At 71.9% G+C, this 22,852-nt stretch carries 22 protein-coding genes; 11 read left to right on the forward strand and 11 right to left on the reverse strand.

Annotation, left to right across the window (positions count from 1 at the left end; all coding sequences use genetic code 11):
* Nucleotides 1-295 precede the first annotated feature (295 nt).
* Nucleotides 296-1,228 carry a 4-(cytidine 5'-diphospho)-2-C-methyl-D-erythritol kinase gene (locus LX16_RS19935; RefSeq protein WP_244615908.1) on the reverse strand — a complete coding sequence of 311 codons (933 nt, stop codon included), beginning with the start codon at nucleotides 1,226-1,228 and terminating at the stop codon, nucleotides 296-298.
* On the reverse strand, nucleotides 1,225-2,070 hold the full coding sequence (gene rsmA, locus LX16_RS19940) for a 16S rRNA (adenine(1518)-N(6)/adenine(1519)-N(6))-dimethyltransferase RsmA (RefSeq protein WP_147141384.1): 846 nt from the start codon (nucleotides 2,068-2,070) through the stop codon (nucleotides 1,225-1,227). The genes LX16_RS19935 and rsmA overlap by 4 nt, the downstream gene beginning before the upstream one ends.
* A 131-nt stretch (nucleotides 2,071-2,201) precedes the next feature.
* Here rsmA and LX16_RS19945 point away from each other — a divergent pair, with 131 nt between their 5' ends.
* Nucleotides 2,202-4,106, forward strand: coding sequence for a glycosyltransferase family 4 protein (locus LX16_RS19945; protein ID WP_147141387.1), 1,905 nt, complete (start codon nucleotides 2,202-2,204; stop codon nucleotides 4,104-4,106).
* A 1-nt stretch (nucleotide 4,107) separates the two neighbouring features.
* Here LX16_RS19945 and LX16_RS19950 read toward each other — a convergent pair whose 3' ends face one another.
* Together LX16_RS19950 and LX16_RS19955 are read right to left on the reverse strand one after the other, a co-directional pair.
* Entirely contained in the window at nucleotides 4,108-5,001 is an 894-nt protein-coding gene (locus tag LX16_RS19950; protein ID WP_147141390.1) for a TatD family hydrolase, read from the reverse strand.
* A 132-nt stretch (nucleotides 5,002-5,133) separates the two neighbouring features.
* Nucleotides 5,134-6,042 carry an SDR family NAD(P)-dependent oxidoreductase gene (locus tag LX16_RS19955; RefSeq protein ID WP_147141393.1) on the reverse strand — a complete coding sequence of 303 codons (909 nt, stop codon included), beginning with the start codon at nucleotides 6,040-6,042 and terminating at the stop codon, nucleotides 5,134-5,136.
* Between the two features lie 49 nt (nucleotides 6,043-6,091).
* On the opposite strand from LX16_RS19955, the gene LX16_RS19960 reads away from it, so the two are divergent.
* Both LX16_RS19960 and LX16_RS19965 read left to right on the forward strand, forming a co-directional pair.
* A complete protein-coding gene (locus LX16_RS19960; protein WP_244615909.1) occupies nucleotides 6,092-6,475 on the forward strand; it encodes a winged helix-turn-helix transcriptional regulator in 384 nt (127 codons plus the stop codon).
* Between the two features lie 77 nt (nucleotides 6,476-6,552).
* Nucleotides 6,553-7,266, forward strand: coding sequence for a M50 family metallopeptidase (locus LX16_RS19965; RefSeq protein WP_147141399.1), 714 nt, complete (start codon nucleotides 6,553-6,555; stop codon nucleotides 7,264-7,266).
* Here LX16_RS19965 and LX16_RS19970 read toward each other — a convergent pair.
* Complete coding sequence (locus LX16_RS19970) at nucleotides 7,247-8,215, reverse strand: cupin domain-containing protein (RefSeq protein WP_147142061.1); 969 nt, start codon at nucleotides 8,213-8,215, stop codon at nucleotides 7,247-7,249. The genes LX16_RS19965 and LX16_RS19970 overlap by 20 nt on opposite strands.
* 80 nt (nucleotides 8,216-8,295) lie before the next feature.
* Between LX16_RS19970 and LX16_RS19975 the strand changes: the two genes are divergently transcribed.
* The 5 genes from LX16_RS19975 (at nucleotide 8,296) to LX16_RS19995 (ending at nucleotide 12,047) form a co-directional block, all read left to right on the forward strand.
* Nucleotides 8,296-9,114 (forward strand): Rossmann-fold NAD(P)-binding domain-containing protein, encoded by an 819-nt coding sequence (locus LX16_RS19975; protein WP_147141402.1) that lies wholly within the window; start codon nucleotides 8,296-8,298, stop codon nucleotides 9,112-9,114.
* A gap of 16 nt (nucleotides 9,115-9,130) precedes the next feature.
* Nucleotides 9,131-9,610 (forward strand): anthrone oxygenase family protein, encoded by a 480-nt coding sequence (locus LX16_RS19980; RefSeq protein WP_147141405.1) that lies wholly within the window; start codon nucleotides 9,131-9,133, stop codon nucleotides 9,608-9,610.
* Between the two features lie 46 nt (nucleotides 9,611-9,656).
* Nucleotides 9,657-10,103, forward strand: a complete 447-nt coding sequence (locus tag LX16_RS19985) for a DUF1579 family protein (RefSeq protein ID WP_147141408.1) — start codon at nucleotides 9,657-9,659, stop codon at nucleotides 10,101-10,103.
* A 73-nt stretch (nucleotides 10,104-10,176) separates the two neighbouring features.
* Complete coding sequence (locus LX16_RS19990) at nucleotides 10,177-11,013, forward strand: beta-keto acid cleavage family enzyme (RefSeq protein WP_147141411.1); 837 nt, start codon at nucleotides 10,177-10,179, stop codon at nucleotides 11,011-11,013.
* Nucleotides 11,014-11,063: 50 nt separating this feature from the next.
* The gene (locus tag LX16_RS19995) at nucleotides 11,064-12,047 is read left to right on the forward strand and encodes an asparaginase (protein WP_147141414.1); all 984 of its coding nucleotides are present in this window, start codon (nucleotides 11,064-11,066) and stop codon (nucleotides 12,045-12,047) included.
* Between the two features lie 73 nt (nucleotides 12,048-12,120).
* On the opposite strand, the gene LX16_RS20000 is transcribed toward LX16_RS19995, so the two are convergent.
* A complete protein-coding gene (locus LX16_RS20000) occupies nucleotides 12,121-13,053 on the reverse strand; it encodes a serine protein kinase RIO (protein ID WP_244615911.1) in 933 nt (310 codons plus the stop codon).
* Nucleotides 13,054-13,441: 388 nt separating this feature from the next.
* On the opposite strand from LX16_RS20000, the gene LX16_RS20005 reads away from it, so the two are divergent.
* Nucleotides 13,442-13,948: a hypothetical protein gene (locus LX16_RS20005; protein WP_211354638.1), complete on the forward strand. Its 507-nt coding sequence runs from the start codon at nucleotides 13,442-13,444 to the stop codon at nucleotides 13,946-13,948.
* A 33-nt stretch (nucleotides 13,949-13,981) separates the two neighbouring features.
* Nucleotides 13,982-14,671, forward strand: a complete 690-nt coding sequence (locus LX16_RS20010; protein ID WP_147141419.1) for a DUF4097 family beta strand repeat-containing protein — start codon at nucleotides 13,982-13,984, stop codon at nucleotides 14,669-14,671.
* Between the two features lie 72 nt (nucleotides 14,672-14,743).
* Here the strand turns inward: LX16_RS20010 and murQ are convergent, their stop codons facing one another.
* Complete coding sequence (murQ, locus tag LX16_RS20015; protein ID WP_244615912.1) at nucleotides 14,744-15,667, reverse strand: N-acetylmuramic acid 6-phosphate etherase; 924 nt, start codon at nucleotides 15,665-15,667, stop codon at nucleotides 14,744-14,746.
* Nucleotides 15,668-15,823: 156 nt separating this feature from the next.
* On the opposite strand from murQ, the gene LX16_RS20020 reads away from it, so the two are divergent.
* Nucleotides 15,824-16,441, forward strand: coding sequence for a hypothetical protein (locus LX16_RS20020; RefSeq protein WP_147141425.1), 618 nt, complete (start codon nucleotides 15,824-15,826; stop codon nucleotides 16,439-16,441).
* Between the two features lie 20 nt (nucleotides 16,442-16,461).
* Here LX16_RS20020 and LX16_RS20025 read toward each other — a convergent pair whose 3' ends face one another.
* The 4 genes from LX16_RS20025 to groL form a co-directional block, all read right to left on the reverse strand.
* Nucleotides 16,462-17,694: a dipeptidase gene (locus LX16_RS20025; RefSeq protein WP_147141428.1), complete on the reverse strand. Its 1,233-nt coding sequence runs from the start codon at nucleotides 17,692-17,694 to the stop codon at nucleotides 16,462-16,464.
* A gap of 100 nt (nucleotides 17,695-17,794) precedes the next feature.
* Complete coding sequence (locus LX16_RS20030) at nucleotides 17,795-18,469, reverse strand: copper homeostasis protein CutC (RefSeq protein WP_147141431.1); 675 nt, start codon at nucleotides 18,467-18,469, stop codon at nucleotides 17,795-17,797.
* Between the two features lie 241 nt (nucleotides 18,470-18,710).
* Nucleotides 18,711-20,726 (reverse strand): hypothetical protein, encoded by a 2,016-nt coding sequence (locus tag LX16_RS20035; RefSeq protein ID WP_147141433.1) that lies wholly within the window; start codon nucleotides 20,724-20,726, stop codon nucleotides 18,711-18,713.
* Nucleotides 20,727-21,119: 393 nt separating this feature from the next.
* The gene (gene groL, locus LX16_RS20040; RefSeq protein WP_147141436.1) at nucleotides 21,120-22,751 is read right to left on the reverse strand and encodes a chaperonin GroEL; all 1,632 of its coding nucleotides are present in this window, start codon (nucleotides 22,749-22,751) and stop codon (nucleotides 21,120-21,122) included.
* Between the last annotated feature and the right edge of the window lie 101 nt (nucleotides 22,752-22,852).

The following is a 22,852-nucleotide window of genomic DNA, read 5'->3' on the forward strand; positions in this document are numbered from 1 at the left end:
TGGCCTTAGAGGCCGCCTTCGGGCCTCGTTCGTGGCGAGCGGCGGTCCCGTCGAGTGCATTCGCAAGGCCGAGGAGGCGGTGCTTTGGAAGGTCCGTGCGTACCGGTGTGGGTACGCACCGCTTCTGCGGCACCGCCTTCGCCAACGCCGCGAGGCGCCGACCGGTCGTCGCTCGGCAGCACAGCAGGTGCGAAGACAGCCTCTTACAGCCCGCCGGTTCACGATGCGAGGGCACGCGGACACGCCGCACCCCGGTGGAGACCTTCGGGAGACGCGCCGCGCACGCGGCGGGGACTCAGAGCACGGTGACGCCGGGCACCGGGCCGGTGACGTGATGCACCTGCCGGGCCACGCCCCGCAGACGCAGTCGCGCCGCCAACGCCTGCGCGTGATGGCCGTCCCGGGCCAGGAACAGCACGGTCGGGCCGGACCCGGAGACCAGGGACCGCACCGCCCCGTCGGCGTCACCGGCGGCCAACACCTCACCCAACTGGGGACGCAACGAGATCGCCGCGTCCGTCATGTCGTTGTGCAGCAGCCCGCCCAGCCGTTCGGCGTCGGCGCCCTCCGCCAAGGCCGCCAACAGTGCCGACACGTCGTCGTGGCAGCGCCCGACCCCGGTCTCCCGCAGCCGGTCCACCTCCGCGTACACCGCGGGCGTCGACAGTTCCCCCTCCGACACCGCGACCACCCAGTGACGGGTACCCGCCGCCGCCACCGGCGACACCCGTTCACCGTGACCGGTGCCCAGGGCGACCCCGCCCAGCAGGCAGAACGGCACGTCACTGCCCAATCCGGCGGCGACCTCGACGAGTGCGTCCCGGCCCACCGGCAGCCGCCACAACCGGGCGCACGCCTCCAGTGCCGCCGCCGCGTCCGCGCTGCCACCGGCCAGGCCGCCCGCCAACGGGATCCGCTTCAGGAGCCGCAACCGGACACCCGACGCGACGCCGTACCGTTCGGCGAGGGACCGGGCCGCCCGCACCGCGAGGTTCCGTTCGTCGCCCGGCAGGATCCCCGCGCCCTCACCGACGACCTCGGCCGTCACCTCCTGCGACGGCACCGCCACCACCTCGTCGTACAGCGACACCGCCTCGTAGACCGTCGTCAGGTCGTGGAACCCGTCCGGGCGCAGATCCCCCACGCCAAGGTGCAGGTTGATCTTCGCCGGGACCCTCACCCTCACCCAGTCGCGGGCGTCGTCCCGTTGGAGCACCGCCTCCGTCACCGGGCCTCCCGGTGCGCGGCGATCCTCGCGAAGTCGTGGACGTCCAACGCCTCGCCGCGCAGCCTCGGATCGATCCCGGCGGCGGTGAGGACCCGCTCGGCGGCCGGCATGCCGCCCGCCCAACCCGACAACGCGCCCCGCAGCACCTTCCGCCGCTGCGCGAACGCCGCGTCCACCACCTCGAACACCGCCTTGCGGTCGCCCTCCGGCGGGTCCCGCCGCTCGAACGCCACCAGCCCGGAGTCGACGTTGGGAACCGGCCAGAACACGCCACGGGGCACCGAACCGGCGCGGCGCGCCGCCGCGTACCAGGCGAGCTTCACACTCGGCACCCCGTAGATCTTCGAGCCCGGCCCGGCGGTCATCCGCTCCGCGACCTCCGACTGCACCATGACCAGTCCGCGGCGGATGCTCGGCAGCACCGCGAGCAGGTGCAGCACCACCGGCACCGCCACGTTGTACGGCAGGTTCGCCACCAACGCGGTCGGCGGGGTGTCGAAGTCGCTCGCCGTTACCGTCATCGCGTCGGTGTGGTGCACCTGGAGCTTGTCGAGCTGTTCGGGTGCGCGCGCCGCGACGGTGGGCCGCAAGGCGCCCGCCAACCGGCCGTCGATCTCCACGGCGTGCAACCGGGCGCTCGACGGCAGCAGCGCCAACGTCAACGACCCGAGTCCGGGACCGACCTCGATCACGATGTCGTCGGGTTGCAGCCGTGCCGCGTCGGCGATCCGGCGCACCGTGTTCGCGTCGATGACGAAGTTCTGACCGAGTGTCTTCGTCGGACGCACCGACAAGGCCTCGGCTATCCGCCTGATGTCTCTCGCCCCGAGAAGGTCAACCACGCGCTCAATCATCGCGTACCGGCCGCGACGGCACGGCGGCATCTCCCGTGCCGGGGCCACGGGACCGCCCCGGCGACTACCCTGACCGGGGTGGACGGGCGGGGAGGCACGTCGGCTGGGGGGAGACCGGCATGAAGATCACGTTCCTGACGCACTCGGTGGACGGTGTCGGCGGCACGATCCGTGCCATCCTCAACACCGCCACCGCGTTGACCGATCTGGGACACGACGTCGAGATCGCGGCCGTGTTCCGCCGGCACGCCGAGACCCGGTTCCCGCTGGACCCGCGGGTGCCCGTGTACCCGCTCGTCGACCACACGCCGCAGGCGTGCCCGGCGGCGGCCGCCGACACCTGGCGGGCACGGCGCGCGGCCCGCGCGCCCAGCGACCACCATCCCAGCGGGGACACCCGCAGCCACCTGTTCCACCGGCTCGCGGACCGGCGGTTGACCCGGTTCCTGCGGGGCTGTGACGCCGACGTGATCGTGGGGACCCGGCCGGGCCTCAACGTGTACATCGCCCGGCTCGCCCCGACGTCGATGATCCGCGTCGCGCAGGAGCACCTGTACCTGGGTCACCACTCGCCCCAGTTGCGTCGCGCCATCGCGGCCGAGTACCCGGGGCTGGACGCCGTGGTCACGGTCAGCGCCGCCGACGCCGAGGAGTACCGGGCGGCGTTCCCGCGCCTCGCCGACCGGGTCCGGTTCATCCCGAACTCGATCCAGCCGCCGCCGACACCGGTGTCGGCAGGTGACTCGCGGCTCATCGTGGCCGCCGGGCGGTTGGAGAGCGGGAAGCGGTTCGACCTGCTGCTGCGGGCGTTCGCGGAGGTCCACCGGCGCCACCCGGACTGGCGGTTGCGGATCTACGGGCACGGCCGCCGCGCGGACCGGCTGCGGGCGCTCACCGACCGGCTCCGGCTCGGCGACGCGGTCTCGTTCATGGGTGTGCGCGCGCCGCTGGACACCGAATGGGCGAAGGCCGCCATCGCGGTGTCCACGTCACGGCGGGAGTCGTTCGGCCTGACGTTGGTGGAGGCGATGGACCGGGGCGTGCCGGTGGTCTCCACCGACTGCCCGCACGGTCCGCCCGAGATCGTGACCGACGAACTGAACGGCCTGCTCACCCCGGTGGACGACGAGGCGGGAGTGGTCAAGGCGCTGTGCCGTCTCATCGAGGAGCCCGAACTGCGGGAGAAACTGGCGCGGGCGGCGATCGGCACCGCGGCCCGTTACCACCCGCGGCCGATCGCGGAACGCCACGTCGAGTTGTTCTCGCGGCTGCGTGCCCGCGGCCCGGGCCGCCGCCCGCGCCCGCACCGCTTCGCGCCGCACGCCGGTGACTCGGCGCGCCCGGTGGTGGAGGTCGACTGCGTCGACTTCGGACGGCTGTCGTTCTCGCTGCCCGGGCTGGCCCTGCACCGGCCGTGCTCGCCCGCGGTCACCGTCGCCGGGACGGTGCTGGACGCCGCCGCCCACACCGCACTGGTCGAGGGCGAGTGGACGGTCCACGACGGCGACCGGCCGGTGCGGGCTGGCCGCATCGACGACCGTGTCCTGTTCACCGGCGAGGCCGGTCCGGTCCCGGTCGTGGTCGTGCCGTTCGCCGACGACGACCGGTTGTGCCTGCGGGTGTGGCGACGCACCGGGTACGCCGAGGTCGCCGCGGTCAACTGGGACGGTCCCCGGCTGTCGCTGTCCGGGCGGCTCTTGGGCGCACCCGGTGGCGGCGACCTGGAGCTGACGTCCCAGGACGCGACCGACACCCGGACGGTGCCGGTGGAGTGGGACGGGGACGGTTTCCGCGTCGACGTCCCGGGAAGGGAACTCGCCAAGGCGTTCACCGGTGAGCCCCGGGACTGGGACCTGTCGCTGACGACGTCGGAGGGCCGGATCCGGCTCGGCCGGTTCTTCGGGGACATCGCCAGGCGCGCGGACGCGCAGCGTTTCCCGGCGACCGGGATGGGAGACGCCTCGGTCCGTCCCTACTTCACCGCAGACAACGAACTGTCCATCCGGGTCACCGCGCGGCCGTGACTCACCAGCCGCCGAAGGCGCGTTCGGTGTTGGCGGACAGGTCCGCGCACAGCTCGTCGACGTCGCGGCCCAGCCACTCCGCGAGGAACCGCACCGTCAACGGGATCAGGTACGGGCCGTTCTGCCTGCCTCGGAACGGCATCGGCGTCATGAAGGGCGCGTCGGTCTCCACGAGCATCAGCTCCGCGGGGCAGACCCGGGCGGCGTCCCGCAGGTTCGGCGCGTTCTTGAACGTGACGTTGCCGGCGAAGCTCATGTAGAAGCCGCGTTCGGCGCAGCGGTGCGCGAATCCCTCGTCACCGCTGAAGCAGTGCAGCACGACCCGGTCGGGTGCGCCCTCCTCGTCCAGGACCCGCAGCACGTCGTCGTGCGCGTCGCGGTCGTGGATCACCAGGGCCCTGTCGTAGGTCTTCGCCAACGCGATGTGCGCCCGGAACGACTCCTCCTGCTGGGCGCGGCCGTCGGCGTCGGTGCGGAAGAAGTCCATGCCGGTCTCCCCCAGCGCCGCCACGCGGGGGCGCTGCACCAGCTTCTCGATCTCGGTCAGCGCCGACGACAGGTCGGCCAGTTTCGGGGCGTCGTTGGGATGCAGCGCGACCGCGGCCAGCACCCGCGGGTCGGCCTCGGCGAGGTCGGCCGCCCACTGGGAGGACGCGACGTCGATGCCGACCTGCACGACGCGGTCGACGCCGACCGCCTGGGCGGCGTCGAGCTCCTCGGCGACCGCCGGATCGTCGGGGGCGACGGTCTCGGTGCGGTCGCCCTCCCACGTCCAGCCCGCCACGATGTCGAGGTGACTGTGGCTGTCCGGCACGGGCACGGTCAACGGCTCGGGCGGTTCGGGCCGACGGCCCCGCTCTGCGCGCTCCCGGGCGCGCTCCTCACGTTTGGACATCGGCACCAGCCTGCCACACGGCACCGCGACGGTCGCGCCGGTTTCCGCCGCGCGTGGCGGTGGCGCCGGCGGTGTCTGTCCGGTCACATCGCTTGACGGGGGCCGCCACTCCTCCTCCCCATGGCGTCGAGCCTAGGTGCGGCGCGCGCGGTGTGTCCAACAGGGACGCGGCCGCCTGTGGATAACCGGGCCGCCTGTGGATAACCGGGACAACAGGTCGGCCGTCATCGCCGCCAGGCGGCGGGCGTCGGCGGGGTCGAGGGTCTTCAGGGTGGACGGCAGCCGCCTGCCCCGGTCGATCGCGGTCAGCGCGTCACGTGGCGGCGCGTCGACCCAGTCCACGACGGGAGCCGCCGACCGGGCCACCGGGCGGGCCGCCACCGCGCCGAGCACCCGGATCACCCACCGCGCCGGAGCCGGCAGAGTCGACAGGTCACCGCTCCTGGTGAATCCGGGGTGGTACATGACGTACGGGACCACACCCCCGTACCGCTCCGCGTAGGAGACCCCGAGCAGGTCGTTGGCGCGACCCGCCTGCAGTTGCGCCTTCACCGGGCCGTATCCGCGCGTCAACTGCGGGTCGTCCCAGTGGATCGCGCCGGCGGTGACGCCCACACCCGCGACACTCACGATCACCGGCCGGTGGGCGGCCTCCAGCAGCGGCCGCAGTTCCTCACCGAGCAGGTGACGGCTCAGGTAGTACAGTGCGAACGTGTACTCGAACCCGTCGGTGGTCTCGACCCGGTGGGGGCGGGGACGGTTCGCGAACAACAGGAGCGCGTCCACCACGGGAGTCGTGTCGGCCACCAGCGCCGCCACCCGCCGGTTCTCCGCGACGACACTGAGATCGGCCCGGACGAAACGCAACCGCCCCGGCGACTCCCGCCGCCGCGCCTCCGCCTCCAACGCCCGGCCCTTGGCCTCGTTGCTGCCGATCACCGTCACGTGGTCGCCGTGAGCGAGCCGCGCCAGGGCGGTGGCCCGGCCCATCCCGTCCGTGCCGCCACTGACCACCACGACCTTCGATTCATCGTCTGACATGGGCACCATCGTCGGTACCGGGTCGGGATTCCCACAAGGAGGCAGTTCGTTGTCAGGTACGCACACGGGTGTTCCCTCTCAGGCCACGCCCCACGCCGACCGGATCACCGGAGACGTGTATCACTCCGCACCGGTCACCGGGCTGCTCCGGCGGCTCGGGGAGCGGTGGACGCCCGCGGTGCTGTGCCTGCTCGCCCGGCGGGCGCGGCGGTTCAACGCCCTGCACCGTGAGATCGACGGGATCAGCCAACGCATGTTGACCCGGACGCTGCGCGGTCTGGAAGAGGACGGCCTGGTCGTCCGTACGGTCTTCCCGACGGTTCCTCCGAGTGTGGAGTACTCGTTGAGCGGGCACGGCCGGTCGCTGCTTCCGGCGTTGTCGGCGCTCATGCAGCGGCCCGACGCCCGTCGCGCCGAGACGCACACCCCGTAACGGCCTCGGCCGCAGGGGTCGCCCGGTTGGCGGTGATCGGGTACGCTCGCCGCTTCGACGCGTCGAAGGATCCCCCAGTGGAGACAATCAGCACCCTGTTCGATCACCTGTTCCGTCTGCAGGCGGCTCCCCCGACGCCGATCGTGGTCGCGACCGCGGTGGTGGCGTTGCTGGCGGTGGCCGTGGACGTGGTGTGGCGGCGGGTCCGTCACGCGGTGACCATCGCCCACGAGGGCGGCCACGCCCTGGTCGCGCTGCTGACGGGCCGTCGGCTGCACGGCATCCGGTTGCACTCCGACACCTCCGGTGTCACCTTCACCCGGGGCCGGGAGCGCGGACTCAGCGCCGTACTGACGTTGTTGGCCGGTTATCTCGCCCCCGCCGTGCTCGGTCTGCTGCTGGCGTGGCTCGTCGGATCGGGACGGGTCGTCCTGTCACTGTGGCTGTGCCTGCTGCTCCTGGTGGCGATGGCGGTGTTCATCCGGAACCTGTACGGCGTCCTGGCGATGCTCGTGACCGGCGCGGTGGTGTTCGCCGTCGCGTGGTGGGCGCCGGCGGACGTGCAGGCGACCCTCGCCTACCTGGGTGTGTGGCTGATGTCGTTCGGCGCGATCCGGCCGGTGTGGGAGGTCCACCGGCAGCGACGCGGCAGGCGCGACGGTCACTCCGACCCCGACCAGCTCGCCGGGATCACCCCGGTGCCGGCGCTCGTGTGGTTGCTGTTCTTCGCGTTGGCGAACCTGGCGATGCTGGCGGTCGTGGCGCGGATGCTCATTCCGGGCCTGTGGTGACCTCCGCGCGGTAACGCCCGGGGCTGACACCGTGCCGCCGCTTGAACGCGGCGCTGAGCGCGTACGGGCCGCCGTACCCGACCTGCCGTGCCACCGCGCTCAGGGTGGCGTCGGTGCCGCGCAACAGGTCCGCGGCCACGGCGAGCCGCCACCCGGTGAGGTACGTCAACGGGGGCTCTCCGACCCGGGCGGTGAAGCGGCGCGCGAACCCGGCGCGGGACACCCCGGCCGCGGCCGCCAGCGACGCGACCGTCCAGGACGTGGCGGGTGATTCGTGGATCAGCCGCAGCGCCTTCCCGACCACCGGGTCGGACATGGCCCGGTACCAGCGCGGCGCGTCCGAGTCCGGGCGGGCGAACCAGGCGCGCAGGACGGCGATCAGCACCAGGTCGAGCAGTCTGTCCAGCATCGCCTGCTGGCCGGGGGCCTCCCGTCCGATCTCGGTGTGGAGCAGCGCGAGTAGCGGCGAGTCCCAGTCGGTGGCGGACATCTTCAGGATGGGTGGCAGGGCGTCGAGCAGGGCGCGGCCGAGTTGGCCGTCCACCGGGTACGTGCCGACGAGGAGGCTGGTGGGACCGGAGGTGTTGCCCCAGGTCCGGACGCCGCCGAAGCCCCATTCGCCGGCCTCGCCGGTGACCGGGCCGAGGAGTTCCCGGCCGTCCACCGACGTGCAGCGTTGCCCCGGGTGGATGATCGCCTGCACGGGCGTGGCCGGGTCGTCGGCGCAGCGGTACGGTGCCGGGCCGCGCACCAGGGCGACGTCGCCGACGGCGAGGCCGACGGGCGGCCCGGTCTCCGGCAGCAGCCACGCCTCGTCCGACACGACCGCGACGAGGCTCAACGGTGCGCGGTCGCGGATGTCCACACACCACGGTGGCCGCAGCGACGCCCGCAACAGGAAGGCGTCGCGGGCGCGCGGCCCGTCGAGGAAACCGGTCAACACGTCCACACCCACAGCGTAGACGTTCACGTATGAACCTTGGATCGTGGACCATTGTGAGTCTCATCGGTCCGGGGTTTGATCGTCACATGAACACACTTCACCTCGTCATCGGCGGCACCGGTAAGACCGGCCGCCGCGTCGCCGAACGCCTCGCCGCGCACGGGGACCGGGTCCGTCCGGTCTCCCGGTCGACGGAGGTCCCGTTCGACTGGAACGTCCCGGCGACCTGGCCGGGCGCCGTCGAGGACGCCACGACCGCGTACCTGAGTTACCACCCCGACCTGGCGTTCCCGGGCGCCGCCGCGCAGATCGCCGAGTTCGCGGAGCTGGCCGCCGGGGCCGGGGTGCGGCGGCTGGTGTTGCTGTCGGGTCGCGGTGAACCGGCCGCCGCCGAGGCGGAACGCGGCCTGCACCGCAGCGGCGCCGAGTGGACGGTGCTGCGGGCCGCCTGGTTCGCGCAGAACTTCAGCGAACACTTCCTGGTCGATCCGGTGCGTGAGGGCGTCATCGCGTTGCCCGCGGGCGACGTCACCGAACCCTTCGTCGACGTGGACGACCTCGCCGACGTCGCCGTGGCGGCGATGACCGCACCGGGCCACCACGGCAGGACGTACGAGCTGACCGGCCCGAGACTGCTCGGGTTCGCCGACGTCGCCGACATACTCACGCGCGTCCTCGCCCGCCCGGTCCGGTATCTGCCGGTGAGCCCGCAGGAGTACCTGCGCGCCGCTGTGGACGCGGGGGTGCCCGCCGAACAGGCGGAGCCGTTGACGGCGCTGTTCACCACCGTCCTCGACGGACGCAACTCGCACACCACGGACACGGTCGCCGAACTGCTCGGCCGGCCCGCCCGCGACTTCGACGACTACGCCCGCCGCACCGCCGCCACCGGCGTGTGGGGCTGAGGGGAGGATGACGACCATGACGACCATGCAGCACGTCGCGCTCATCGCCGCGACCGTCACCGCCAGCCTCACCGCGGGGGTGTTCTTCGCGTTCGCGGTCGCGGTGATGCCCGGTCTGGCCCGGCTCGACGACTCCGGTTTCACCATGGCCATGCGACACGTCAACGAGGCCATCCTCAACCGGTGGTTTCTGGGCTGCTTCACCGGCGCGGTACCGCTGGGCCTGCTCGCGGTCGTCCTCACCTGGGTGACCGGTCCGGGGGCCGTCACCTGGTGGTCCCTGGCGGCCCTGGCGCTGTACCTGGTGTGTTTCGGGATCACCGCCGGCGTCAACGTCCCGCTCAACAACGCGTTGCGCGACGCCGGGGACGAGGATCCGGCGGGCGTGCGGGCGGCCTTCGAGCCCGCCTGGAACCGTTGGCACCTGATCCGCACGGTCGCGGTGGTCGCGTCGCTCGTCGCCTGGTGCGTCGCGTTGACGGTTCACGGCGGGTGACGTCGTACCCGACGGGTAGCGTCACGTTTCGACGTGAGGAGACGACATGTCCGAGGTGACGGAGTTCTTCGACGGCGCGGCCGGTGACTGGGAAGGCGTTCACCGGCTGCGCATGACCCCCGACGAGCCCTACCGGGAGTCGCGGCTGACCGCGACGGCGACGCCGGTCGCCGGGCACGGTCACACGCTGCGTTACCACTGGCACGAGGACGGTCGGCCGCAGGACGGCCTGCTCCTGATCGCCCCCGCCGAGACCGGTGGCGGGATCGCGGCGGACTGGATCGACTCGTGGGCGCAGCAGCCGCACTGGATGCGGCTCACCGGTTCCGTCGAGGGGGGTCAGCTGCGGCTGGCGGGCCGATACGCCGACGGGTCGTGGGGTTGGCGGATCCACTGCGACCCCGCGACCGGCGACTCGCTCCGGTTCACCATGCTGAACGTGCCGCCCGGGGAGTCGCCGCAGGAGGTCGTGGAGTTCGTGTTGCACCGGTGACCGGCGTGCGGCGGCGGAACCCGACGGCGACCTGGCACGCGGCGCCCGGCGGCGCCTGGCAAGATCGGACGCTATGACCGCCTCCACGTTGATCACGGTCGCCCCGACCGGCGCCGAATCCGCCAAGTCCGACGTGCCCGCTCTGCCGGTGACCCTCGACGAGCTGGTCGCCACCGCCGTCGACTGCCAGGCCGCCGGGGCCGCCGTCGTCCACGTCCACATCCGCGACGACGCGGGCGCGCCGACGCTCGACCAGGCGCGGTTGCGGGACACGGTGGCGGCGCTGCGGGAGTCCACCGACCTGATCGTGCAGTTGTCGACCGGCGGCGCGGTGTCCGACGGGGAGGCGCCCCGCCTGGCGGTCCTCGACGCCGCCCCCGACATGGCGTCCTGCACGATGGGCACCGTCAACTTCGGTGACGACGTGTTCATGAACCGGTGGGGTTTCATCGTCGACCTGCACGAGAAGATGCGCGACCTCCGGGTGGTGCCGGAGTACGAGATCTTCGACCTGGGTCATCTCGCGAACCTGGAACGGCTCCTGGACCGGCACGGCCCGCCGTTCGGCGGCCACGTCCACGTCGACTTCGTCCTGGGCGTCCCGGGCGGCGGCGCCGGGGACGCGCAGACCGTCGTCGCGATGGCGGAGGCGGCCCGCCGTCACCTCCCCGAGGGATCCACGTTCTCGGCGACCGGGATCGGCCGCGCCACCCTGCCGGTGATGTTCGCGTCGCTCGCCGCGGGCGGCCACCTGCGGGTCGGCATGGAGGACACCGTCTCGTTCGCGCGGCGGCAGCCGGTGGAGAGCAACGCGCAACTGGTGACCCGGGCGGCGGCCGTCGCGGAACTCGCGCAGCGACCCGCGATGGACATTCCCGCAGCCCGGGAATTGTTGCGGATCCGCGGTTAAAGTGCGCACATTCACTCGACTGCCACCACGGCGCCGGTTAGGTTCATACCGTGAGTGAGGTTTACCAGGGCGGCGACCTGCTGGCCGAAGTGGTCCGGTCCGGTTTCGTCGAGGGAGTCCACCGCGGCAGCGTCGTGGTGCTGCGCGGTGACGGTTCGGTGCACTCCACCGCCGGCGACTTCGAGGCGCCGGTGTTCCCCCGCTCGGCGAACAAGCCGATGCAGTCGGTGGGGGCGTTGCGGTGCGGGCTCGACCTCACCGACGACGCCGATCTCGCGGTCGCGTCGGCGAGTCACCGCGGCGAGCCGTTCCACATCGCGCGCATCCGCCGGATCCTGTTGCGCGCCGGGCTCACTCCCGACGACCTGGCGTGTCCCCCGGACCTCCCGATCGACCCGGACGCGCGGGACGCGGTCCTGTCGGCGGGCGGCGGACCGACCCGGCTGCTCATGAACTGCTCGGGCAAGCACGCGGCGATGCTCGCGACGTGCCGTTCCGCGGGCTGGTCCATCCACGACTACCTGGAACCGGACCATCCGCTGCAGAAGGCGAACCGGCAGGCCGTCACCGACCTGACCGGGTACGACGTCGCGGCGACCGGTGTGGACGGTTGCGGCGCGCCGTTGTACGCGTTCCCGCTGCTGGGTCTGGCCAAGGCGTTCCTGTCGCTCGTCACGGCGGAACCGGGCGGCCTGGAGCGCCGGGTGGCCGACGCGATGCGAGCGCATCCGGAACTGGTGTCGGGTACCCGCGGCGCGGACACCCTGCTGATGCGGGCAGTGCCCTCCGCCCTGGTGAAGGGCGGCGCCGAGGGGGTCGCCGCCATCGGCATCCCCGGTGTGGGCGCGGTGGCGGTGAAGATCGACGACGGCGCCCACCGCGCGGCGGTCCCGGTGGCGGTGGCGGCGTTGCGCACGCTGGACCTGTCGGGCCTGGAACTGGACGAGACGATACTGGCGCAGCTGGACCGCACGGTCCTGTACGGCGGCGGTGAGCCGGTCGGCGAGGTCCGGCCACTGTGGCCGGAGGGCTGACGGCGCTCCGGCGGCGCGGGTGACCGTGTGGCGGCCCGGGTGACCGGGACCGCCACACGTCTCGTGACGCGACCTAGTGGATTCGTGCGTCGCGGCACAGTTCCTCGGCCAGCTCCTCCACCTGTTCTTCGGGCAGGCCCCGCGCCTTGAACCAGTTGCCGATGTTGCGGACGTCGCGGCGCAGGAACTCCGCGCCACGCGGGTTGGCGATCACGTCGATGATCTGCGGAACGTCGATGATCACCAGCCGCCCGTCCTGGACGATCACGTTGTACGCGGACAGGTCGCCGTGCGCGAATCCGTCCCTGGCCATGATCGACAGGCTGTCGGACAGTTGCCGCCACAGGTCGGCCAGTTCGGTCGCGTCCGGCCGCAACTGGGCGAGCCGGGGCGCGGCCGTACCGTCCGGTTCCCCGATGAACTCCATCAGGATCTCGGTGCCGAAGATCTGCACCGGGTACGGGACGGCGACACCGGCCTCGAACATCCGGCGAAGCGCGTCGAACTCGGCGTTCGCCCAGCGTCCGGCGATCGCCTCCTTGCCGAACTGGGTGCGGTTCGCCATCGCGCGGCTCTCACGGGAGTCGCGGACGCTGCGGCCCTCCAGGTATCCGTCGTTGCGGCGGAACATGGAGTGCTCCGAACTGCGGTACCGCTTGGCGGCGAGCAGGCAGCTGCGGTCGGTGCCGGGGACGGCGCGTTCCAGTAGGAAGACGTCGGCCTCCTTGCCGGTCTTGAGGATGCCGAGTTCGTGGTCGACGGCGGCGGCCTCGGTGACCAGCCACTCCGGGTACGGTTTCGGGCCGCGTTCCAACGGTTCGGACTGGTCCCAGATGGACCAGCGGTCACCCTCGGGTGGGCCGTCCCCGCCCGGGGCGTCCTCGTCCTCCTCGTCGAAGAAGGACCGGTAGTAGTCGTGGTCCTCAGCCTCGTACGCCAGGTCGTCGGCGTCGAGACGGCGGTGGGACTTCTTGCGGGTACGCATGAACGTGTCGTGCTGTGACACTTCGGGGTCTCCTTGACCAGAGCCCACCGGTGGATGAGACGCCGGGCGGACGGCCCTCGATGCGGGCCGTGCGGTGGTTCAGGCGTTCACCGGTGGAGGCGAAACGGGGAACGATGGGTGCGCGCTGTGAAGTGCACGCAGCACGGAAACGGCAACCATCACGGTCATCGCCTCCTCTCGTTCGACCCGTCCGCGGTCGCGGAGGGTGGATGTCGCGCACCGGTGCCGGCCGACGCGATCGGACATCGCACCACAGCATTCCAGGCCGGCGCCGCGCGCGCAAGCCGTTTTCCGGTGACTCCGCGCGCGGCGCCTCGCGGGGCACCGGCGTCACCGATCTGGTGCCACTCCACTTGTCATGGCACCGATGTTGTGCCACCATGGCACCATGGACTTGGAACCATTTGTGGAGCGGGCGCGACGCGAACTCGCGCTCGCCGCCGACCCCGACGGCCGGCACCGTGCGGTCGCCGAGCGGATGGCCTCGGCACTGGCCCCGACCATCAGGTTGACACTGCTGGACGCACTCTCGGCGGCGGCCGACGACATCACACGGGAGCTCTCCCCGGGGGCGGTGGAGGTGCGGCTGCGGGGCGGAGAACCGTCCTTCGCGGTCACGCCGCCGCCCGGGGCCGCCGCCCCCGACGCCGAGACCACCGAGCCCGGTGGCACCACAGTGGTGCCGCCGGATGCCGACGACGGCCCGATGACGCGGATAAACCTGCGGTTGTCCGAAGGGCTGAAGGCGCGCATCGAATCCGCCGCCGACACGGAGGGCCGGTCGATCAACGCCTGGCTGGTACGCGCGGCGTCGGCCGTACTGGAAGCGCGCGGTCCCGGTACCGCTCGGGTCGTCTCCGGCGGCAGGCAGCGCCTCACCGGCTGGGTGCGTTGAGCACCGCCACCTCACACTCGAAAGGGACATGACATGCCCACATTCCACACGCCCCGGCCGGTCCGCGTCGAGATCGGCGTCATGCTCGGCAACCTGTCCGTCACCGCGGAGGACCGGACCGACACCGTCGTCACCGTGACACCCACCGACCCCGACGACGAGGCCGACGTGACGGCGGCGGCGGAGACCCGCGCGGAGTCGTCCGGCGGCACCGTCAGCGTCAAGGGGCCGACGTTCCGCAAGTACATCGGGCCGACCGGCAGGAGCCTGTCGGTCGACGTCGCGATCACCCTGCCGACCGGGTCGAGCCTGTTCGCCAAGGGGTACGGCAGCATCCTCAACCTGACGACGACCGGCCGGCTCGACACGTGCGAGTTCAGGACCGGGGCCGGCCGTCTCGTCGTGGACGAGGCCGGATCGATCCGGCTGCGCACCGACGGCGACATCGTGGTCGCCCGCGCCGGCGGCGACGTCGTCGCAACCACCTCCACGGGGAACATCACGATCGACGAGGTCAGCGCGGGCACCGTGGAGCTCAAGACCTCGATGGGCCGCATAGAGGTCGGCGTCCCGGAGGGGACCGCCGCGCTGCTCGACGTGCAGACCGGGTTCGGGTCCATCCGGAACCACCTCGACGAGACGGGCGAACCGGATCCGGGCGACTCCACCGTCAAGGTGAAGGCCCGCACCTCCGGCGGCGACATCGAGATCCGCCGCACCTGACCGGCGTCCCGCCCACGCGGTGGACGGGACGGGTCACCATCGGCGTCCGTCCCGTTCCACTCCGGAAAGCGGTCAGCCCGCCTGCGCGATGGCGGCGGCGAGCCGTCCGCCGGCGGCCGCCAGCAACGACCGCGCGGTGTCGGCGTCCACCTCGGCCTCCAGCATGAGGATCGCCGTCTTGGCGTGGTTGTCGGCGGCCGCCAGCGTCTCGGCGGCGCGCGCGACGTCCACACCGGTGATGTCGGCGACCATCTTCGCGGCGCGGGCGGCCAGCTTCTCGTTGAGCACCCGCATGTCGACCATGTAGTTGCCGTAGGTGTGGCCGAGCCGGACCATCGTGATGGTCGAGATCATGTTGAGCACGAGCTTCTGCGCGGTGCCGGACTTCAACCGGGTGGATCCGGCGACGACCTCGTTGCCGACCACCACCTCGATGCCGTGTTCGGCGACGGCGGACAGTTCGGCACCGGCGTTGCACGACAGGCCCACAGTCAACGCGCCGCGACGCCGGGCCTCGGCGACGGCCGCCAGCACGAACGGGGTCCGGCCGCTGGCGGTGACGCCGACGACGACGTCGCCGGGCGCGATCCGGTGTTCGGCGATGGCGGCGACACCCGCGTCACGGTCGTCCTCGGCGCCCTCGGTGGCGTTGGTCATCGCGTCGGGTCCGCCGGCGAGGATGGCCTGGATCAGCTCGGGGGGCGTGGAGAAGGTCGGGGGGCATTCGGAGGCGTCCACGACGGCCATGCGGCCGGCGGTTCCGGCGCCGACGTAACGCAGCCGTCCGCCGTCGGCCATCCGGGCGACGATCGCCTCGATCGCCGTGGCGATCACCGGCAGGCGCGGCCGGATCGCGGCGGGCACCTCGGCGTCCGCGTCGTTCATGACGGTCGCCAGTTCCAGCGGGGTCAGCTTGTCGATGTCGGCGAACCGCGGGTCGGCGCCCTCGGTGGCCAGTCCCCGCAAACTCGCCGCCACCGTGTTGGTGTCGCCCACATCCGCCTCCGTTGGTTTCCTACACGCCTTCACCTGACCAATGAAGGTTAACAACATTTCGAGCCGGTGGACACCCGCGCCGAGCAGCGAAAACTGTCATACCCTGGGGATAGATTCGCTGTACCGACCGGTTACTCCCATTCGTCTGGAGGCCCGATGTCAGCGATCGAACTCCCCCTCAACGGCTTCGTGGACTACCTTCGCACCCGGGGCGCCGCCCGGGTCGACGTCGCCAACCGTCACATCTCCCAAGCCCTCGAACCATACAGTCCCGCCCGCGACTTCTACCGCCGCATCCTGTCCGCGATCCTGGCGGGCCGGCGCAGCGGCGACGACCTCGCGGTGCTCCGTCACGCCCTCGCGGAGGCCCCTCCGTCGCGGCGCGGCAACTACCAGGCCGTCGTGGACGGCTGGCGGAAACTGCTCCCGCAGCTGGCCGGCACCGAGCACGTCAAGGTGCAGACCGGCCGGTGGCACGACCACGGCCTCACCGTGAAGGTCACGCCGCACCTCGCGTACCGGCTGCCGGACGGCCGCACCGAGGCGATGTTCCTCTACCTGAAGGCCGACCCGCTCCCGGCCGCCGACGCCGCCGCGATGCTGTGGATCGCGGCGGCGGCGATGCCGCAGGCGTGCCCGGGCGCCACCCCGGTGATCGCCGACGTCAGGCGGGGCAAGGCGTTCCGCAAGGTGCCGTCCGGTTCGGACTATCCGGCGTGGCTGGCCGCCGAGGCCGGCGGTTACCGGCAGTTGCGCGACCGGTTGACCACCTGACCGAGGACGCCGGTCGCGTCTCAGCGGCCGGCGTCCCCACCCGCAGGGCCGTCCAGTGCGTCGATCGTGGCGTGGGACGGCCCGGTCTCCGTGGCGAGCCGGGCGGCGACCTGTTCGGTGCGCCGCAGTACCCGCAGCACGTTCCCGTAGGTCAGTTTCGCGAGTTCCGCGTCGCTCCAGCCGCGCCGGGCCAGTTCCTCCAGCAGTCGCGGATAGGCGGCGACGTCGGTGAGGTCGGTCGGCGTGGTGGCGATGCCGTCGAGGTCTCCTCCGATACCGACCGCGTCGACGCCCGCCCGGTCCCGGATGTACTCGACGTGATCGGCCACGTCGGCGGAGGACACCGGCGGGCAGGGGTTCTCCGCCAGCCACTCCTCACGCCGCCGGCGCCGTTCCCGGTACGCCTCCTCGCTGGCGTTGTCGTCCTCCCACTGCGCGGGGGTGCGGCCCTCGGCGGCCTCCAGGGCGTCCATCCACTCCCGCCCCGCCTCGGTGAGGAAGCCGGGCACGAAGGTGGCCATGACGATGCCGTCGGTCTGCCGGACCAGGTCGAGGACGTCGTCGGGGACGTTGCGGGGGTGGGAACACAGCGCGAGCGCGTTGGAGTGGGAGAAGAACGCGGGTGCCCGGCTGGTCGCCAACGCGGCCCGCATCGTGTCGGGGCTGACGTGCGAGAGGTCGACGAGCATCCCGAGCCGGTTCATCTCACGCACCACCTCGTGCCCGAACGGGCTCAGCCCGCCGGAGGCGGGTTCGTCGGTGCCGCTGTCGGCCCAGGCGGTGTTGCTGGTGTGGGTGAGCGTCATGTACCGCACACCCAGGCGGTACATCATGCGCAGCGTCCCCAGCGAGTCCCCTATGGAGTGGCCACCCTCCATTCCCAGCAGGGAAGCGATCCGGCCGTCCCGCACCGCCGCCTCGACGTCGTCGGCGCTCCCGGCGAACCGCAGCGCGTCGTAGCGTTCGATCATCTGGTGAGCGGCATCGATCTGTTCGAGGGTCGCGGTGACGGCCGACTCCCCGGCCAGGGTCACCGGCACGAACACCGACCAGAACTGGCCCCCGACGCCACCGGCCCGCAGCCGGGGCAGGTCGGTGTGCAGCCCGAGGGGGGACTGGTCCAGGGTGAGGTCGGTGGCGTCGAAGTCGTAGCGGTTCAGGCCGCGAAGCCGGATCAGCAGGTCGTTGTGGCCGTCGACGACGGGAGATTTCTCCACGACGGCGTACACCCGGTTGGCGAGGTCTTCAGACATGCCGGACAGCCTAGAGGTTGCCCCGTCGCCGCGGGTCTTCCACGACGCGGGAGACGGCGGGGCGGCACCGTGACCGTCTCAGGAGGACCGACCGGGACGGTCAGCGGTCGAGGAGGGCGCGCCATCCGGCGACCCGGGCGGGGTCCACGGGCGAGTCCCAGTCGTCGCGGGCGGCCGAACCGATGTGGAACGCGGTGACGCCGGCGGCGAGCAGGCCGGGCACGTGGTGTTCGGTGAGTCCGCCTCCCGCCATGACGGGCGCGGCGGCCGCGCACTCGGCGACCCGCGCGGCGCCCTCGGCGAGTCCGGCGGGGGATCCGGCGGTGAGGATCTGGTCGACGCCGGGCAGGGCGGCGGCGCGGGCCACGGCGGCGCGGTGGTCGGCGGCGTGGTCGACCGCCCGGTGGCAGGTCCACGGGACTCCGCCGGCGGCGGCGACCTGCGTCATCGCGTCGACGTCCAGGCCGCCGTCGCGGGTCAGGAAGCCGATGACCAGTCCGTCGGCTCCGGCGTCGGCCAACGCGGCGGCCCGGTCGCGCAACCGGGGTACGTCGGCGGCCAGGAAGTCGGGACTCACCCGCACCATCGCCCGCACCGGCAGGTCGCAGGCGGCCTTGATCGCCGAGACCGTCGAAGGGGAGGGCGACAACCCGTCGGCGGCCATGTCGGTGACCAGTTCCAGCCGGTCGGCACCGCCCCGCTGGGCCGCCTCGGCGTCGACGGCGTCCAGGGCGATCACTTCCAGCAGGCGACGGGCTGATGCGGGTTGCGGCATGGGGAGGTCCTTCGTCCGGCCGACAGGGGTACGCGCCGGGTGGAGAGTACACCCGGCGCGCCCTTATAGTACGGAAACTTATCGTTTAGTGGGTGCCAGACGGGAACCCGGGTATTCGCCGGCGCACCGGGATCTCACGACACGCGAGTCGGCGTGATCGACCGGCCGGCGGCGGGGCCGCCGGAATCGCGGACGGACGTCACCGGCCGCCCCGCTCTCACACGGGGCGGCCGGTGACGGGTCAGCGCAGCCGGTAGGAGTCGACCACGGTCTGAGTCACGGAGTTGCCCGCGTCATCGGTGGCCGTGATCCGCGTGGACACGTTGTCCGCGCCGCGCGGCGGCCAGATCGCGGCCAGACCGGTCTCACCGAGCCGGACGACCGGCACCCGCTGCCACGTGGCGCCGTCGTCGTAGGAGACCTCGAAGCCCAGGGACCGGGTGCGGGCCTGGTCGCCCTGCCGTTCCACGTTCAGCGTCACCAGTTGGGGGACGCCCGCCCTGGCCTCGCCGTTGCGGACCCCGGTCGCGTCGAGACGCACCACCGACAGGTCGAGCGGCACGTAGTCCGAGGTGGTCGCGGACTCGAAGGTCCACTCCGCCTGGGACCGGCACTCCAGGCCGGCCCACGGCTGCTGCTTGTGGACGGACACCGACAGCGTGTACCCGCCCTCGCGGTGGCCCTCCGGGATGGCGATCGACACCGCCTCCGGTCGCCAGGTGTCCCGGGCGATCTCCTGTCCGTCCTGGTAGAGCACGGCCTCGCCCACGGCGGTCGCGTGCCCGTACTCGAAGCCCTCGGGGCTGGAGCACAACGGCGCCACCCCGAGGATGCGGTCCTCGTTGCGGCTCAGCGCGTACTGGTAGACCGTCGGGACGAGCGCCGGACCGAGCGGTCCGCCGCCCCAGGTCTCGGTGCCGCGACCCGGCCGCAGACTGCCGGTGTACCGCGACGTCCGGTCCGGATCGGAGGTTCCGTACACCTGGGCGCCACGGTGCCACTCGACCGCCGGGTCGGCGGTGAAGAACTCCGTCCGGGTGGACGGCAACGCCACCGGCACCTGCGGCACCACGTAGGCGGAGTTGTTGGTGGGGGTCAGCCGGGCGTAGTCCTCGCGCAGCACCAGACCGGGGACACCCGTGTGGGCGTACTCGACGGTGCGCCTGGCCAACTGCGAGTCCTTCGTGACGAAGTCGAGGTCCTCGGGGATGCCCGACTCCTGCCAGAACGCCAGGTTGTACTGCACGTCGGTCAGGCCCTCGGCGTCGAACGCGTCGGTGAGCAGCGGCCGGGCGGCGAAGTCCACGACCTTCTCGTCGGTCGGGGTCGTGTAGTACCGGTGCGGTCCGGACTGGATCACCGTGAAACTCATCGAGGAACCGGACACGGCGTAGTTCATCTGGAGCCGCAGTTCCATGGCCCGCAGTTCGACGCCGCGCCGCCCGGTGTCGAAGGTGAGCTGCTGGAGCCGGTCGCCACCGACGTCGACGGTGACGGGTTCGGCGCCCACCTTGAGACGCTGGAACACCAGCGCGAAGCCGGTGCCGCCGCCGTCGAGCACGGACTCGATGAGGGCGATGCCGTAGTACTCGCCCTGCGGGAGGGCGCCGGTGCCGACGCCCTCGGTCCCGCCGCGGATGTACCAGGTCTCGCCGGTCTCGACGTGCTGGAGGTTGATCTGGGCGGAGTCGAAGGGCTGTCCCTCCGGCGGAGCGAAGTGGACGGTCACCTCGGTGCCCTCGTCCTCGGTGGCCGACAGCGGTTCCACCTCGGCGACCGCGTCGTCGAGGAGCAGGCGGGCGTCCGGTGAGGCGTCGGCCGTCTCGGTCCAGTCGTTCCAGAACTCCTCGGCGTCGTCCACCGGCACGTCCTCCCGCCGGGTACCCGAGGCGTCCTCGATCCGGAGCGGGAGTTCGGTGGCACCGGCGTATCCGTGCCCGGCCAGCCAGGCGGGGTCGAACAGCCGGTGGTCGAGGCGTCCGACGGCGACGTCCTCGGCGGCCTCGGCGGGCACCAGAAGCGGTGCGCCGTCGGGCCCGGAGTAGGAGAGGTACCCACCGGGCCGGGCGCCGTCGGCGGCGATGACGGTGTATCCGCCCTCCGGCCGGGGTGCGAGCCGGTCACCGGTGACCAGGGGGATCGTGTCGGTCGGGGAACCGTTGTCGGGGGGCGGCTGGCCGTCCGGATCGTGTGCGGCGGTGGTCCCGGTGGCCAACAGGGCCATGACCACGCCGACACCGACTGCGGTGCGTCGCATGTCGCGCTCCATTCGATTGATGCATGGGGGCATTTCGATAGAGCACGAGCCGGGATGGCAATCGGTTGCCGTACTGGTGGGTATGTGCGACAACTCACCGTCCTCCGGTCACCGCGAAACGGACACCGGGGCCGTCGCCGGGAGCCACCACCGCGAACCGGCCCCCACCCGGGGAGAAACGGGTGAGGGACCGGTTGCCGTGCAGTGGCCCGCCACACCGCCGACCGGCTGCCGAACGGGGACGTGCCGTGACCGGGAGAGGCCGTCCAGCCTAAATGCCGCCTCCGCCGCGACCACGCCGGGTCGTCCCCACCCCCGGACACGCCGGAGGGCCGGGTCTTCACGACCCGGCCCTCCGGTGATGAACCTGGTGACGCCTGAACGGCGAACGGCTTAGAAGCCGCCCATGCCGCCCATGTCGCCGGCACCGCCGGCCGGGTCGGCCGCGGCCTTCTCCGGCTTGTCGGCGACGACGGCCTCGGTCGTCAGGAACAGCGCGGCGATCGACGCGGCGTTCTGGAGCGCGGACCGGGTGACCTTGGTCGGGTCGTTGATGCCCTCGGCCAGCATGTCCACGTACTCGCCGGTCGCGGCGTTGAGGCCCTGCCCGGCGGGCAGGCCCGCGACGCGCTCGGCCACGACGCCACCCTCGAGGCCGGCGTTGGCGGCGATCTGCTTCAGCGGAGCCGACAGCGCCTTGCGGACCAGCTGCACACCGGTCGCCTCGTCGCCCTCGAGGTCGAGCTTGTCGAACGCGGTCGCACCGGCCTGCACCAGCGCCACACCACCACCGGGCACGATGCCCTCTTCCACGGCGGCCTTGGCGTTGCGCACGGCGTCCTCGATGCGGTGCTTGCGCTCCTTCAGCTCCACCTCGGTGGCGGCGCCGACCTTGATCACCGCGACGCCGCCGGCCAGCTTGGCCAGCCGCTCCTGCAGCTTCTCGCGGTCGTAGTCGGAGTCGGAGTTCTCGATCTCGGTACGGATCTGCGCGACCCGGCCGTTGATCTGGTCCTGGTCACCGGCGCCGTCGACGATGGTGGTCTCGTCCTTGGTGATGACCACCTTGCGGGCCTGGCCCAGCAGGTCCAGGGTGGCGTTCTCCAGCTTCAGGCCCAGCTCCTCGCTGATGACCTGGCCACCGGTCAGGGTGGCGATGTCACCCAGCATGGCCTTGCGGCGGTCACCGAAGCCGGGGGCCTTGACGGCGACCGACTTGAAGGTGCCCCGGATCTTGTTCACGATCAGGGTCGCGAGCGCCTCGCCCTCGACGTCCTCGGCGATGATCACGAGGGACTTGCCGCTCTGCATGATCTTCTCGAGGGTCGGCAGCAGGTCCTTCACCGCCGAGATCTTGGAGTTGGCGATCAGGATGTACGGGTCGTCGAGGACGGTCTCCATACGGTCCTGGTCGGTCACGAAGTAACCCGAGATGTAGCCCTTGTCGAAGCGCATACCCTCGGTGAGCTCCAGCTCCAGGCCGAAGGTGTTGGACTCCTCGACGGTGATGACGCCTTCCTTGCCGACCTTGTCCATCGCCTCGGCGATGATGTCGCCGACCGTGGTGTCACCGGCGGAGATCGAGGCGGTGGCCGCGATCTGCTCCTTGGACTCGATGTCCTTGGACAGCTTCGACAGGTTGTCGGCGACGGCGGCGACGGCGGCCTCGATGCCCCGCTTCAGGGCGATCGGGTTCGCGCCCGCGGCGACACTGCGCAGACCCTCCTTGACCAGGGCCTGGGCCAGCACGGTCGCGGTGGTCGTACCGTCACCGGCGACGTCGTCGGTCTTCTTGGCGACCTCCTTGACCAGCTCGGCGCCGATCTTCTCGTACGGGTCCTCCAGCTCGATCTCCTTGGCGACGCTGACGCCGTCGTTGGTGATCGTGGGGGCGCCCCACTTCTTGTCGAGGACGACGTTGCGGCCCTTGGGACCCAGAGTCACCTTGACGGCGTTGGCCAGGGTGTCCATACCCCGCTCCAGGCCACGGCGAGCCTCTTCATCGAACGCGATGATCTTGGCCATTCGGCTTGTACCCTTCCGGATATCGATTGATCACGTCTGGTTGCCGGGCGCAGCGGGCCCGCGACGACCTGACCGGCACGTCCCCCACGCGACGACGTCAC

The organism is Stackebrandtia albiflava (genome assembly GCF_007994225.1).
In the GTDB taxonomy this organism is placed as follows: Bacteria; Actinomycetota; Actinomycetes; order Mycobacteriales; family Micromonosporaceae; genus Stackebrandtia; species Stackebrandtia albiflava.

Bases quoted from the DNA above. Each gene is read 5' to 3' on its own strand.
- LX16_RS20010 (WP_147141419.1), top strand. From the start codon at position 13,982: ATGCCCACATTCCACACGCCCCGGCCGGTCCGCGTCGAGATCGGCGTC.
- LX16_RS20035 (WP_147141433.1), bottom strand. From the start codon at position 20,726: ATGCGACGCACCGCAGTCGGTGTCGGCGTGGTCATGGCCCTGTTGGCC.
- LX16_RS19990 (WP_147141411.1), top strand. From the start codon at position 10,177: ATGACCGCCTCCACGTTGATCACGGTCGCCCCGACCGGCGCCGAATCC.
- LX16_RS20020 (WP_147141425.1), top strand. From the start codon at position 15,824: ATGTCAGCGATCGAACTCCCCCTCAACGGCTTCGTGGACTACCTTCGC.
- LX16_RS20030 (WP_147141431.1), bottom strand. From the start codon at position 18,469: ATGCCGCAACCCGCATCAGCCCGTCGCCTGCTGGAAGTGATCGCCCTG.
- LX16_RS19975 (WP_147141402.1), top strand. From the start codon at position 8,296: ATGAACACACTTCACCTCGTCATCGGCGGCACCGGTAAGACCGGCCGC.
- LX16_RS20025 (WP_147141428.1), bottom strand. From the start codon at position 17,694: ATGTCTGAAGACCTCGCCAACCGGGTGTACGCCGTCGTGGAGAAATCT.
- LX16_RS20005 (WP_211354638.1), top strand. From the start codon at position 13,442: ATGGACTTGGAACCATTTGTGGAGCGGGCGCGACGCGAACTCGCGCTC.
- LX16_RS19985 (WP_147141408.1), top strand. From the start codon at position 9,657: ATGTCCGAGGTGACGGAGTTCTTCGACGGCGCGGCCGGTGACTGGGAA.
- LX16_RS19955 (WP_147141393.1), bottom strand. From the start codon at position 6,042: ATGTCAGACGATGAATCGAAGGTCGTGGTGGTCAGTGGCGGCACGGAC.
- LX16_RS19950 (WP_147141390.1), bottom strand. From the start codon at position 5,001: ATGTCCAAACGTGAGGAGCGCGCCCGGGAGCGCGCAGAGCGGGGCCGT.
- LX16_RS19980 (WP_147141405.1), top strand. From the start codon at position 9,131: ATGACGACCATGCAGCACGTCGCGCTCATCGCCGCGACCGTCACCGCC.
- LX16_RS19945 (WP_147141387.1), top strand. From the start codon at position 2,202: ATGAAGATCACGTTCCTGACGCACTCGGTGGACGGTGTCGGCGGCACG.
- groL (WP_147141436.1), bottom strand. From the start codon at position 22,751: ATGGCCAAGATCATCGCGTTCGATGAAGAGGCTCGCCGTGGCCTGGAG.